15 protein-coding genes and 2 pseudogenes are annotated in these 13586 nt (G+C 32.4%); 16 read left to right on the top strand and 1 reads right to left on the bottom strand.

The genetic code is table 11. The features are described 5' to 3' along the window. Positions 1–25 precede the first annotated feature (25 nt). The 16 genes and pseudogenes from ACWJJT_RS03430 (at position 26) to ACWJJT_RS03355 (ending at position 13246) form a co-directional block, all read left to right on the top strand. Complete coding sequence (locus ACWJJT_RS03430; RefSeq protein WP_462956053.1) at positions 26–517, top strand: hypothetical protein; 492 nt, start codon at positions 26–28, stop codon at positions 515–517. A 525-nt stretch (positions 518–1042) separates the two neighbouring features. After that, the gene (locus ACWJJT_RS03425) at positions 1043–3001 is read left to right on the top strand and encodes an ATP-dependent DNA helicase (RefSeq protein WP_462956052.1); all 1959 of its coding nucleotides are present in this window, start codon (positions 1043–1045) and stop codon (positions 2999–3001) included. A 352-nt stretch (positions 3002–3353) separates the two neighbouring features. Further along, positions 3354–3518 (top strand): annotated as a pseudogene (locus ACWJJT_RS03420) (peptide deformylase); the annotation flags it as partial. 79 nt (positions 3519–3597) lie between these two features. Further along, positions 3598–4098, top strand: coding sequence for a hypothetical protein (locus ACWJJT_RS03415; protein ID WP_462956012.1), 501 nt, complete (start codon positions 3598–3600; stop codon positions 4096–4098). After that, the gene (locus ACWJJT_RS03410; protein WP_220320458.1) at positions 4074–5156 is read left to right on the top strand and encodes an IS3 family transposase; all 1083 of its coding nucleotides are present in this window, start codon (positions 4074–4076) and stop codon (positions 5154–5156) included. The genes ACWJJT_RS03415 and ACWJJT_RS03410 overlap by 25 nt, the downstream gene beginning before the upstream one ends. 47 nt (positions 5157–5203) lie before the next feature. Continuing rightward, a pseudogene (locus ACWJJT_RS03405) lies at positions 5204–5452 on the top strand (peptide deformylase); the annotation flags it as partial. Positions 5453–5460: 8 nt separating this feature from the next. After that, entirely contained in the window at positions 5461–5619 is a 159-nt protein-coding gene (locus ACWJJT_RS03400; protein ID WP_462956051.1) for an enhanced serine sensitivity protein SseB C-terminal domain-containing protein, read from the top strand. Between the two features lie 255 nt (positions 5620–5874). After that, the gene (gene xerA, locus ACWJJT_RS03395) at positions 5875–6723 is read left to right on the top strand and encodes a site-specific tyrosine recombinase/integron integrase (protein WP_462955276.1); all 849 of its coding nucleotides are present in this window, start codon (positions 5875–5877) and stop codon (positions 6721–6723) included. Continuing rightward, entirely contained in the window at positions 6716–7897 is a 1182-nt protein-coding gene (locus ACWJJT_RS03390) for an IS91 family transposase (protein WP_462955275.1), read from the top strand. The genes xerA and ACWJJT_RS03390 overlap by 8 nt, the downstream gene beginning before the upstream one ends. Before the next feature lie 751 nt (positions 7898–8648). Continuing rightward, positions 8649–9140, top strand: a complete 492-nt coding sequence (locus ACWJJT_RS03385) for a pyridoxamine 5'-phosphate oxidase family protein (protein ID WP_220285863.1) — start codon at positions 8649–8651, stop codon at positions 9138–9140. Between the two features lie 85 nt (positions 9141–9225). Further along, positions 9226–10062, top strand: coding sequence for an MBL fold metallo-hydrolase (locus tag ACWJJT_RS03380; RefSeq protein ID WP_220285862.1), 837 nt, complete (start codon positions 9226–9228; stop codon positions 10060–10062). A 138-nt stretch (positions 10063–10200) separates the two neighbouring features. Continuing rightward, positions 10201–10410 carry a hypothetical protein gene (locus tag ACWJJT_RS03375; RefSeq protein ID WP_462956050.1) on the top strand — a complete coding sequence of 70 codons (210 nt, stop codon included), beginning with the start codon at positions 10201–10203 and terminating at the stop codon, positions 10408–10410. A gap of 505 nt (positions 10411–10915) precedes the next feature. After that, positions 10916–11104, top strand: coding sequence for a hypothetical protein (locus ACWJJT_RS03370; RefSeq protein ID WP_462956049.1), 189 nt, complete (start codon positions 10916–10918; stop codon positions 11102–11104). A 228-nt stretch (positions 11105–11332) separates the two neighbouring features. Beyond that, a complete protein-coding gene (locus ACWJJT_RS03365) occupies positions 11333–11842 on the top strand; it encodes a GNAT family N-acetyltransferase (protein ID WP_462956048.1) in 510 nt (169 codons plus the stop codon). Positions 11843–11889: 47 nt separating this feature from the next. Beyond that, a complete protein-coding gene (locus ACWJJT_RS03360; protein WP_462956047.1) occupies positions 11890–12291 on the top strand; it encodes a QueT transporter family protein in 402 nt (133 codons plus the stop codon). A 319-nt stretch (positions 12292–12610) separates the two neighbouring features. Next, positions 12611–13246, top strand: coding sequence for a CatA-like O-acetyltransferase (locus tag ACWJJT_RS03355; protein WP_462956046.1), 636 nt, complete (start codon positions 12611–12613; stop codon positions 13244–13246). Between the two features lie 74 nt (positions 13247–13320). On the opposite strand, the gene ACWJJT_RS03350 is transcribed toward ACWJJT_RS03355, so the two are convergent. Further along, entirely contained in the window at positions 13321–13584 is a 264-nt protein-coding gene (locus ACWJJT_RS03350; protein WP_462956731.1) for a CPBP family glutamic-type intramembrane protease, read from the bottom strand. Positions 13585–13586: the final 2 nt, after the last annotated feature.

Below are 13586 nucleotides of genomic sequence, written 5' to 3'. Positions count from 1 at the left end.
TCATAATATTTTTGCTGATAAAATAGTGAGTTTAGGAGATAGGATATTAGTAGAAACAATGAACTATAAAGGATTGCAAAAACGTTCTCAAAATACTATCGTTAACGAGAAAACAGGAAAATTTAATAAGAAAAAAAGATTTGGAAAGTCTTTAGCAAATAAAGCCCCAAGTATGCTTTTAACTATATTAGATAATAAATTAAAGTGGAATAATACTGAATTATATAAAGTTAATACTTATAAAATAAAAGCATCACAATACAACCATTTTGATGAGAAGTATAATAAAAAAGAATTAAGTGAACGTTGGAACACATTCAATGTCGACAATAAAGAAATTAAAATTCAAAGAGTCTTATATAGTAGTTTTTTAATAATGAATGTAAAAGAAAATTTAGAAGAAATAGATAGAGATTTATGTTTTGGAACTTATGATAATTTTAAACATTTGCATGATAAAGAAATTAATAGATTATTAAGCAGTAATAATAAAAAAATATCAAGTATGGGAATTTAAAAAAAATTAATAAAAAATTTAATAGGTTTTGATATGAGCCTTTAAACTATCGTTAATTTATCCATTGGGATAATGATCTATCTAAGAACCCCATGCCTTTAGGCGTGGGAGTATCAGTATCTGGTATTGGGATCGACTTTGAGGTGAAAGTAAGTATATATCCGCCTACTATCATAAGTACAATAAAAATAGCGAAAGTTGTTATTTTTTTTGTTATGCAATTTTCCATGATTATTGTATTCAATACACGTTTCTATTATCGCATAGTATTAGTAGTAAATACTCTATTTCTTGTTTATGCAATCCCAGGAAAGTGACTAGATTTTATGTAATATAAATTAGAATTATTAAAAGAGGTAATTTTTTCTCCATTGTTAATGTTATAATACTTATTGAAAAAGTTTAGAATGTAAGGGTGTTTATGTTTAGTATATAAAGAAAAACTATGTGCATGTACATAACTGACAGTAAATTTTCGCATAATATTTTCTATGGTATTCCATAGGTTAACAGGAGGATAAAATTTTGTATAAGAAAATAGGACCCACCTTTGATTATAAAACAAAAAAAGAGTTTCCAAGTAAGTTGATGGATTGGATTGGCGATGTTTTTTACGATATTCTTCCGGAACACGGATATGAGATACGTGATGAGCAAATATATACTGCTTTTCAGCTTGCTGATGCAGTTTGTAATAAAAAAGTTCATCTGGCTGAGGCTGAGGTCGGTACCGGAAAGACATTCGCCTACTTACTCACTGCAATTGCCTACGCTGGTTTTAGTGGAAAACCTGTAGTAATTGCATGTGCCTCAACAGCACTTCAGGAACAGCTGGCAGGGCCAAAGGGAGATATTCAAACACTTTCCCGAATACTGGGATTAGAAATAGATGCGCCAATGGCAAAGGATCCTCGTCAGTATGTTTGTGATGAGAGAGTTAGTGGAATAGGGGGAATGTTTGGCGATGCGACAGCCTCTGACGAGATTAATCAATGGTTAGCCAGGACTACAAAAGGTGAACGCTCAGAAATGCCGCATATATCCGATAGTGTATGGAGACAGATTGGATGGGATGAGACTATGCCCTGTGATGCCTGTCCCAGAAGAGGCTTTTGTAAGCTTGTTAAGGTAAGGGAACATTACAGATCTTCCAAGGATTTAATTATCGCTGATCATAATATCTTTTTTCAGGACCTCTGGACAAGGGATGAAAGAATTGCAGACGGTAAAATGCCTATGCTTCCAGATTACTCGCTGGTGATTTTTGATGAAGGGCATAAAGTCATACTGCCGGCAGCCATGGGTGCTGGAAGACAAATTCATAAAGAGGATATTGATAATATTATCCTTTCGATAGAGGAAATCCAGGGAGCAAGAACTTCACTGGTTGTAAGTGCAATTGCCTTGGACCAGGCCACTTCTAACTTTTTCGAAAAACTTAATCAAAACGTAATAGATGATGAGCAATCAGAGCGTCTGGCGGTTCGCACCGATGATATACTTCTGAAAGCAGCTGATACTTTTCATAAGGCACTAGATCGGTTGCTCTTAGAGATGCAAATAGAGGAAGAGCTATACATAGACGCGCTACCGGAAAGCACGTTACATACCTTTGAAATTCAAATAGAACTATCAATTACAGCCTTAGCTAGGTTTGGTAGGGATAAAGGTAGAGAGGTTATTACTTGGGTAGATAGGGCAGACGGCAGCTTTTGGGTAGTTCCTCGGAATTTGAGCAATATGCTAGATAAACATTTATTTTTGAAAAAATTGCCTGTGGTGTTTACTTCAGGAACTTTAAGTGATAAGGGGGATTTTGGTTACCTTATGAGGACTCTTGGCTTAAAAGATCCAGCAATATCAACGGTTGGGAGTCCCTTTGATATTGAGGAACAGGTGGTGGTTTATTTACATCAGCCATCCTTTGAGGCTACTTCCAGTGCCAAGTTTTCACGCAAAATCAAACAATTACTATGTTTGCTGAAAGAGAATGGAGGAAGAGCGTTGATACTTGTTAACTCTTTGAAGGAAGTTAGGAAAATAAGAAAAGAAATTAGTGGCTATGAGCTACCTTTTGAAGTTTTATGGGAGGATAAAGGTGAGCGAGGATATCTTGTCCAAAAGTTTCGTGCGGAAGTTACATCTGTATTAGTAGGTTCTACCTTTTGGGAGGGAATTGATGTGCCTGGGGAGTCTTTATCTCTCGTTGTAGTTTGGCAGCTTCCCTTTCCTTCATTAGACCCTTTGATTGAAATGAGGCGCAAAGAAGCAGAAGAAGAGGGAATGAATCCACTTATAACCGTTGATTACCCTGAAATGGGATTGAAGTTAAAACAAGGTTGTGGCAGATTAATTAGAACTAAGGATGACCGTGGAGCAATAGCTGTCATGGACCAAGTAATAGGAACCCCATGGGAAAAGGTGGTTATGAGGGCTCTACCTAGAGGAGTGAAAATCAAAACTTTGGAACATAGGGATATTTAAAATACCACACCTTCTTCAACAGAGTCAACACAAGGATCTAACCAAAATTGCGCTGAACAACTATACGATTTGTCGGGTACAGAGTAGAAGATAGTAAGGTATATCTCTAAGATTGGATCTATTACCATTCATGCTTATATTCTTAATAAATAAGCCAATGATATTAAAAGTGTCATTGGTTTATGTTATAATTTTTTTGAGTTAAGGATGTGTATTAAGTGAAGAACTTATAGCTAATTATGGGAAAGGATATAGTCAAGCAAATTTATTTAATATGCTTAGGTTATACGATATATTTTAAAATCATGTCTTATTTTTTATAAAAAATATAACTGAAAAAGAGGTATAAATTATGATAAAACCAATTGTAAAAGATATATTGTTTTTAGGACAAAAATCAGAAGAGGCAACTAAAAATGATATAGTAGTAATTGATGATTTAATAGATACATTAAGTGCAAACTTAGAGCATTGTGTTGGATTGGCTGGTAATATGATTGGAGCAAAAAAGCGTATCCCTATGTGTTAAGATAGTTGTCGTAGAGATAAATATAGTATACTATACAGTAGAGGCTTTACGAGAGGAGAAATATATCATGGTTAGTAAAATTGGGTACCCTGAAGAAATAAGAAAAGAAGTACTTGCAAGAGTAACAGGATCCGAAAAAGAAAGTATAACTAAAGTTTCGCTAGATAAAAAGATAAATAAAGGTACAATTTATAAATGGATTAAAGATGCTGAAAAAAAAGAGGGAATAAAGATTTTAAAACAAAATGGAGATTGGACATCAGAGGAAAAATTTCATATGGTTCTTGAGGCAGCCACTTTAACTGAGCAAGAACTTGGTGAATATTGCAGAAGAAAAGGTACCCACAAAGATGATATAAAAGCCTGGAAATCACAATGTATTAATGCAAACAGTGGTAGCATAGAAGATCCTAAAAAATTAAAAACTGAACTAAAAGAAGAAAAAGATAAAGTCAGAAAAATTGAAAAAGAACTTAGATTCAAAGAAAAAGCTTTAGCCGAAACAGCGGCACTTTTAGTACTAAGAAAAAACGTCCATGCGATTTGGGGGGACCAAGAGGAAGACTAATCAGTGCCTCAGATCGCATTAAAGCTTTAAAACTGATTAATGAAGCGGTGCAAGCTGGTGCTCGGGTGAGCCCATGCTGCAACGAAGTTGGAATATCAACTAGGACCTATGAACGATGGTCGCTAACGCCAGAATCCACGGAAGATAAACGTCCCATAGTACATAGGAATCCCCCTAAAAACAAGCTTAGTGATGAAGAAAGAGCTGTGATTCTACAGGTTATAAATAGCCACGAGTATGCTGATTTAGTACCTGCACAAATAGTTCCAAAGCTTGCTGATCAGGGAATTTACATTGCTTCAGAATCTACGATTCACAGAATACTTAGAGAAGAAAAACAAAACACTCATAGATTTAAGACGAAGGCTCCTGTAAAAAGGGTTCCGCCTACCCACATAGCAACCGCACAAAACCAAGTTTGGACGTGGGACATAACCTGGCTCGACGGCTCTGTGAAAGGTCTATACTTTAAGCTATACCTGATACTAGATATGTTCAGCCGTATGATTGTTGGTTATGAAGTTTGGGAAACAGAGAATGCAGAGTATGCCCAACTCCTTGTTAAACGCGCCATTCTTTCTCAGAAAATATCAGGTAAGCCTCTTATACTTCACTCTGATAATGGAAGTCCTATGAAAGCTGCAACTTTCCTTGCTACATTAGAAAAACTAGGGGTTCAGAGTTCCTTTTCAAGGCCTAGAGTGAGCAATGACAACCCTTACTCGGAATCATTATTCAAAACAATGAAATATGTACCTTCATTCCCTAATGCTGGTTTTGTAAGCATTGCTGACGCAAGAGAATGGGTGGCTAGGTTTGTTTACTGGTACAACCATGTTCATATGCATAGTGGCATCAAATATTTGACCCCATACCAGCGCCACTATAGTTTAGATAAAAATATCATAGAGAATAGAAAAAAAGTGTATGAAATGGCAAAGAGGAATCATCCTGAAAGGTGGAGTAGGGAAATCAGAAATTGGGATTTGCCAAAATATGTGGCATTAAATCCGATAAAGGAAGAAGAGCTTGTTTGTATAGAGAAGGCATCTTCATAAAAAGGTTAAAAATAAAAATTACGACAACTATGTTGACGAACTCCGGTATATTGGTATTTACTGTAGACAACCTTATTGTGCCTATGATAAATCCAGTTATATTAAAAAAAGAAAAGCTTTATGAAACAGAAGAGAGTTGTTTATCTTTAATTGGCTTTAGAAAAATGAAGAGATATGAAATGATAGAGGTGGAGTATCTTGATAGAAATTTTAATAAGCAAAAGCAAGTGTTTAATGGGTTTACAGCACAAATAATTCAACATGAAATGGATCATTTTGAAGGTGTAATAATCTAATTGAATATTTGAAGAAGCAAAAAAATGTACAGGCAGCCTATATGCAACTAATGGTAAAGGAAAGTGAACAGAGTTATTTAGTAGTAGATTTTATGGGTTATAGGAGAGAAATATTTGATGGAATAAGTAATGTTGCAATGAATCCGCAAGAATTTGTATGGAGATAACAAACAAAATCCTTAACAATTTATAAACATAAAATATATAAACATACTTATATTTTGAGCATATTAGTTCACACTCTTTTTAGAGAACTAAACCGCTAAAAACGGTGGCAGACAAGTGCTAATCATATTAATTTAATTTTTACTTAAATAAAATAGAAAGAAGTATCCTATTTGACTAAGATACTTCTTTATTATAATACACACTTCCTATAAACTTTTATTGTCGAAATAAAAAATAAGGAAGTGTTATTATTTATGTCAGAATTAAGAGAAAAAATGAAAATGAATATGGAACTAAGGGGTTATAGTCCAATGACTATAAAAAGCTATATCAATCACGTTAGTAACTTTGCTAAATTTTACAACAAATCACCAAAGTATTTAGGTGAAAAAGAAATTTGTGACTATCTACATTATTGTATCATTAAAAAAAAATTAAGTGAAGGAACAGTTAATTATATTAATTCAAGTCTTAAATTTTTTTATACTAAAACTCTAAATAGATATTGGAATTCGGACAAAATCGCAAGGATGAAAGAACCATCAAAATTACCTTCTGTATTATCTCCAGATGAGGTTAAATCTATCTTTGATGTTACTGAAAACCTTAAGCATAAAGCAATTCTCATGACGGTCTACTCCGCAGGATTAAGAGTTAGTGAAGTTTGTAACCTAAAAATAACAGATATTGATAGTAAAAACATGCAAATATTAATTAGAGAGGGCAAAGGTAAAAAAGATAGATATTCATTGTTATCTAAAGCAAATTTAGAAATCCTCAGAGAGTATTGGAGCAGATATCATCCTACGGAATATTTATTTTCTGGAAAGTGTCGTACAGATTCTATAAGTCCACGTAGTGTTCAGAAAATGCTCGAGAAATCTATAAAAAAAACTAAAATCACTAAGCATGCAACTGTCCATACGCTTCGCCATAGCTTTGCAACTCACTTATTGGATGCTGGCACGGATATCTGCTATATTCAAAGACTTTTAGGACATACCCGAATTACTACTACCACTATCTATTTACATCTTAGAAGGATGGATTTACTTAATATAAAGAGTCCGTTGGATATCCTCTTAGGAGAGAACGATGATTGAGATTCAAGATATATTCAATCAACATGGTGATGAATATAGGAGAACTCATCAGCTTCCGCTGAATATTTTAAAAACTATGATAGATATTGAAGCTTGTAGAACAGCAGAGCTTGGTGGTCATGTAGACGAATGTGATGAATGTGGGCATGTTAGGGTTTCTTATAATTCCTGCCGAAACAGGCATTGTCCTAAATGCCAAACTTTAGCCAAGGAAAGATGGCTTGAAAAAAGAAAAGAGGATTTATTATCCGTAGGGTATTTTCATGTAGTTTTCACTATTCCTGAAGAGCTTAACTATATAACATTAACAAATCAAAAGGAAATGTATTCTATTCTATTTAAATCTGTTTCTGAAACACTACTTGAACTTTCAAGTGATAAAAAACATTTAGGAGCAGAAATTGGATTTATGGCAATTTTGCATACGTGGGGTCAAAATTTAATGAATCATCCACACGTACATTGCATAGTTCCTAGTGGCGGATTAACTTTAGATGGTAACCGATGGATAAATTCAAAAAAAGATTTCTTTATCCCAGTGAAAGTGCTTTCAAGAAAATTTAGAGGTAAATTTTTATTTTACCTTAAAAGAGCTTATTATAGTAATGCACTTAAATATACTACAGGAATTGAGGAATTAACAAAGAAACATATATTTCAGAGCTTCATAGATAAGTTATATAAAAAAGAATGGATTGTATATTGTAGACCTCCTTTTGGGAGTGCGGAGTACGTACTTGAATACCTTGGTAGATATACTCATAGAGTAGCGATATCTAATCATCGAATTGTAAATTTAGAAAATGGATATGTAACATTTAAATGGAGAGATTATAAAGACCATAATAAAGAAAAGTTTATGACACTTACAGTAGATGAATTTATTAGAAGATTTCTCATGCATGTTTTACCAAGAAAGTTTGTTAAAATTAGACATTATGGAATATTAAGCAATAGAAATAGGTCAACTAAGCTTCAAAAATGCAAAGAACTTACAGGAACAATAGAAAATAAAAATTTAGAAGTTAAGTTAAGTGCAGCGGAGCTTCTTTTAAAGCTGACAGGGATAGATATAAATATCTGTTCTTGCTGTGGTAAAGGTAAAATGATTACAAAAGAGAAATTAAATCGCCAAAATTATTCGCCACCAGGAGGAATAAATAAAATAGCATAAAGTTTTTATTTAGGGGAGGGGGAAATTACGTCTATTTTTAGAAAATAATCAAGGCTTAGAATGATTTAAGATGCATTTGTGGAAATTAAAGTTAATACTCTTAGTGTTAAAGAAAATTTCAGAAAGAGGGAAAAGATTGAATCTCCATAGTAGTGGAAACGCGGCATCGTTCTTTAGCTTGTTTCAGAAATTGAGCAACTTTAGTGGCTATCATCATTTAAGCATATACTTATGGTGATAGTTTTTAGCGGCTCAACATCTGAATCCAAACCTATTCATAGTACGTCATAACAGCCACAAAATAGTAGTTCCATTTTTGATTTATAGTTCATCGAAAATGCTGTCTTGTGGCTGTTTTTTGCACGAATCGTTGCCGTACCCCGTATACATTTACGTAGGGTTTTTGCTTTCACAGTTACATCTTACAAAAATATAGCAATACAATTTCTAAAATAACCTTGTTTTTTAATTTTTTAAGTCGATATATATCATAGGACGGTTATATTTCTAATAAGTTTTGTTAGTCATTACATTTGAAAAGAGGTTAATAGGAGTATTTCAATATCAGGTTCAAGCAAAATACAGTCTATTAGCTTTAATAATTATGATATGATTAAATATATATTTTATGATAAATTTATAAAATATTGCGGTGCTATGAAAATTTATGAATTAATGATAATATTTATTGAGGAAACGTAATAAAAACAAGGGCTTAATAATAATGAAAGAATTATAGAGGGGTGTAATTATGTTCAGAGAAATGAGAAGAAAAAAGCAGTTATTGTCCAAAGAAGAAACAATTGAAATTCTACAAGAGTGCACATCTGGAGTTTTAGGTGTAACAGGCGATGATGATTACCCATATACCGTTCCCGTAAGTTATGCTTATAAAGACGGAAAACTCTTTTTTCATGGTGCAAAAGAAGGGCATAAGATTGACAGCATAAAAAGGAATGATAAGGTGACATTTTGTGTCATAGAAAAAGACGAAGTAATACAAAAAACTTTTACTACCCATTTTCGTAGTGTGTCTGTTTTTGGTAGAGCAAGGATTCTTACAGAAGATGACGAGAGGAGATATGCCATTGAAAGTTTAGTTGAAAAGTATTCACCTGACTATATTGAAGAAGGACAGCGAGAAATTGAAAGTGAATGGAATAGAGTATGTTTACTTGAAATCAAAATCGAACATATAACAGGTAAAGCAGCTATAGAAATTGTAAATAATAGGCAGAATTAGGTCACAATATGCTTCTAAGTAGTCACAAGTAAACCCATACCTAATGATATGGGTTTACTTTATTAAGTGTATATGGAGGTGTGTAATGAAACTAACGGCACTTATTGAAAATAAAGCTACTGGTAATTTGAGTGGGGAACATGGACTTGCTGTTCATATCGAATACAATGGAAAACAGTATCTTTTAGATACTGGTGCATCAAATAAGTTCCAGAATAATGCCAATAAACTAGGCATAGATTTAAAAAATATTGATACTGCTGCGTTATCACATTGTCATTATGACCACTCTGGTGGATATGTTGGATTTTTTTCTGAAAACAGTAAAGCAAAAGTATATCTCCAAAGCGCAGCAAGGGAACTGTATTATGCCAAACTAGGATTGATTAAAATATATAATGGTATTCCACGAGGCATTTTAGATACATATAGTGACCGATTTGTCTTTGTAGATGGAGATTATGAAATTGATGAAGGTGTATGGTTAATTTCTCATAAAACGATTGGGCTAGCAGCACGGGGGAAGAAAGCACATATGTATCGAAAAACAGAAAAAGGATTTGTTACCGATGATTTTCAGCATGAACAAAGTTTGGTGTTTGAAGTAGAGAACGGTTTAGTTATTCTAAATAGTTGCTGTCACGGGGGCGTTGATAACATTATTGAAGAGGTAATGGAAACGTTCAACGGAAAGGAAGTTCTGGCTATAATCGGTGGTTTTCATTTAATGGGGATTATAGGCACCAAGTCTATGAGTGGAAAACCGGAAGAGGTTAGAGCATTAGGAAAACGACTATTTGATTTGAATGTAAAGCATATATATACTGGTCATTGTACTGGTAATCCTGCTTATAAGGTATTGAAAGAGAAACTGGGAGAACGGTTGCAATATTTTAGTACGGGAACCACAGTTGAACTATAAGATTATGAGCAATAATGTGAAGCTGGAAAAATGAACACTTAATTGATGAGTGTAGGGAAAAAGAATAACGGCGATACGTCGAATTTGTAGAGTTATGCGAAGTAAGGTTAATTTATATTTTATGAGGAGGAATTCACTATGGCTGATTTAAAAAAAAGTAACGATAGAAAAAACATCAATGAAAACAAAAAGAACTCTAAAAATGGGTCTTACCTTGCTATTGGGATTAGTCTCGATGTTGTATTTGGATTATTAAGTAATAATCTGGCTATTGGTATTGCTATAGGGGTTGCTAGTGGAGCAGCAATAGATGCGAAAATAGCGAACAAAAATAGGAAACAACAATAAAGTTAATAAGTATAATCCGTAATTATAGTTAATTCATACTTTTTTTATAGTGTTAACTAACTAGAGTAAAAAACACTCTAGTTTTATTTTATTTGAGAGTATCTAAAATGGTCATTTATGGTCTCTTTTATCCATATAATTCCTTAACGTTGGTTTTGTCGGATTATCTATACTACACCACATAGAAATGGCTTAGACAATTTAGGTTTTTGGCTGACAATATATTGTGTTAGATAGAATATTTTAAGAGAAGTTGCTCTTAGGCTCTGCTACTTTTTGAATACTAAATGTTGAGGAAGATAAGATATTAGGCAACATAACTATTGAATTTGAAAATTGAATAATCCGGTATTAAAAAATGAAAATATTTACGATTATAGGAATGTAGAAATATGTATAATATGATATAATTTCTATAGAGTTAGGTCGAAGGTGTATAAATTAGTTACTACTATAGAATCTATACTATATAAAAAGGGGGCACAATATGTCAAGGTAAAATAAAGTGGACAAAGGTTTTGAACCTACCTACTGGAATTTAAGTTATAGAAGAAAATTTATTATAACTTTATGGATGACACCTTTTAGTGTAATGGCATTGTTACTTTATTGGTTTGTATTTGATAATTTTATTGTAAATATAATAGTGACAATAATTATTGTTATTGGCTTAATACTTCAAGGAAGAAAGTAGGTATGTATTATGATATCTGAAATTCCCATACCTAAAGGAGTGGGGTTTTCCAAACAATTGTAAATTAAACAATGATGAAATAGAAATTCACATTGAAGAGCAAAAGCAGTTCGCAGAATAATAAATACACAATTTTTTTAAACTGCATCACAATGTTTATTTATAACGAAGCTAATATATTTATTAATAGAATATTTTATTCATATAGAAAGAAAAGGAGAAAATTAAATGGAGTTAAGTACAGAACGTTTAAAAATTATACCTTTGACACTTAATCAGTTTAAATTATTGCTTAATGGAATCGATAAGATGGAGAAGGAGTTAAAGTTAAGTGCTTCAAATGAATGTTTAGATGGAGATACTCAAGAAGCAATGGAGGGATTATATCAAGAAGCTGTAAAAAATAAAGAAAGATATTTTTGGTACACAAATTGGCAGATTATTTTAAAATCAGAAAATAAGGCTATTGGTAGTGCTTGTTTTATGAAATGTCCAGATGAAAATGGTGAGGTTGAAATAGGATATGGTATCAATAGTACCTATCAAAATAATGGGTATATGACCGAGGCAGCACAGGCTATTTGTAAGTGGGCTATTAGTCAACATGATGTTTCCATTATCACTGCAGAAACAGAAAAAGACAATATTGCTTCACACAGAGTTTTGCAAAAATGTGGAATGGGAAAATATAAGGAAACAGACGAGGGAATTTGGTGGCGTATAAAAGTTGCTGAATAATATAATACTTAATAAAAGGTAAAATTGAAGTTACAGTTTTGTGAGGAGTGTTTATTATAAAAATTAAGGAATTAACTATAGCAGCCTTAGTCATGGCGATGTATATAGTAATAATGTATTTAACACAAGGGTTTTCATTCGGACCTTATCAAATAAGGATGGCAACAAGTTTATATGCTCTAGGGTATATATATCCATTTTTAATAGTTCCTATGGGAGCTGCAAATTTATTAAGCAATACATTAATGGGTGGCTTAGGAGTATTCGATATGATAGGCGGAACAATGGTGGGAATCATAACGACAACATTAATATATCTTATAAAAAGATTTAATTTAAATAAGTGGATGATTGTTATTCCGATAGTATTTATTCCAGGCTTATTAGTACCTATATGGCTTTCATATCTATTACATATACCATATTTCGCATTAGCCATTAGCCATTAGTCTTTGTATAGGTCAAATAATACCCGGTATAGTAGGCGTTTTTTTAATGAAGAGCTTAAGATGTTAAGACGTAATGCAAACATAGTTCGCCATAACCAAATGTAAGAATTATTAAAGAGATAGATTATTTGGGCAGGTTGCGGCTATAATGTGAAGCTCAAAAAATTAACACTTAATTGATTAGGGTAGGGAATATAAGAAGCATCTGAAAGGTCATGGTTATACAAAGCTATCCCTCCGTTAAAGAATAACGGGGGATATGTCTAACTTGTAGAATAAGACTAAGTTTAGGAGAATTTTTAGGGGGAGTGGTATACAGGTGAAGTTTATAGACATGGAAAATTGGGAAAGAAAAAATCATTACAATTATTTTAAACAACTTGATTATCCTCATTTTAAAATTTGTGGGAATGTTGATATTACTGAATTTTATAGATTTATTAAGGAAAAAGATAATCCGTTTTTTATATCAATGTTGTATGTTGTTACAAAAACAGCAAATAGCATAAAGGAATTTCGTTATAGGATAAGAGAAGATAAAATAATTGAACATGAAATGGTCAGTCCTTCTTTTACAGTAATAACTTCAAATGAAATATTTAGTTTTTGTACAGCTGAATTTATAGATGGATTTAAAGAATTTAAGATTAAAACATCAAATGAAATAGAAAGAACAAAAAATAATGTAAGTATTGGAAATGAACCAGGTCGTGATGACCTTATATATACTACAAGTATTCCATGGGTTTCATTTACTAGTATAACTCACCCAATTCAAATGAACCCTGTTGCTAGTGTCCCAATGATAGCATGGGGTAAATACTTTGAGGAAAATGGAAAGATAAAGTTACCACTATCTGTTCAAGTACATCACTCACTGGTAGATGGAGTACATGTTGGACATTACTTTAATAAAATTCAAGAAATTTTAGATAATCCTGTAAAGTATTTATAATATTTGCCTTTAGAAAAAATAATTTTATATTTATGCAGTTGGTTTTCAATGTTCTTAAAGTTCGTCTATAATGATTAACTTCTTTTTTTTGGTAAATTATACTTTATATACTTAATGTTCATTACAATAGATATGATTATAGATGCAAAAACTACAACTACGACTAAAGGTTGTGCCGTACCATCTGAATTGGACATAGGTATAAAAACATATTGAGATAGAACAACAAATATAAAAATGCTAAAGTTGTGTAACATATGAAAAATAATACAGTTTACAATATTCTTGGTTTCTATATATAATAATGCACTTAACACACCCATAAAAAACCTACCTATAA

Source organism: Clostridium sp. CM041 (assembly GCF_055081035.1).
The sequence above is the reverse complement of the archived record's forward strand: the minus strand, read 5'-3'. Positions and strand labels throughout refer to the sequence as shown.

Coding starts and splice junctions, on each gene's coding strand:
- xerA (WP_462955276.1), top strand. CDS start 5,875: ATGTCAGAATTAAGAGAAAAAATGAAAATGAATATGGAACTAAGGGGT.
- ACWJJT_RS03390 (WP_462955275.1), top strand. CDS start 6,716: ATGATTGAGATTCAAGATATATTCAATCAACATGGTGATGAATATAGG.
- ACWJJT_RS03365 (WP_462956048.1), top strand. CDS start 11,333: ATGGAGTTAAGTACAGAACGTTTAAAAATTATACCTTTGACACTTAAT.
- ACWJJT_RS03415 (WP_462956012.1), top strand. CDS start 3,598: ATGGTTAGTAAAATTGGGTACCCTGAAGAAATAAGAAAAGAAGTACTT.
- ACWJJT_RS03375 (WP_462956050.1), top strand. CDS start 10,201: ATGGCTGATTTAAAAAAAAGTAACGATAGAAAAAACATCAATGAAAAC.
- ACWJJT_RS03380 (WP_220285862.1), top strand. CDS start 9,226: ATGAAACTAACGGCACTTATTGAAAATAAAGCTACTGGTAATTTGAGT.
- ACWJJT_RS03385 (WP_220285863.1), top strand. CDS start 8,649: ATGTTCAGAGAAATGAGAAGAAAAAAGCAGTTATTGTCCAAAGAAGAA.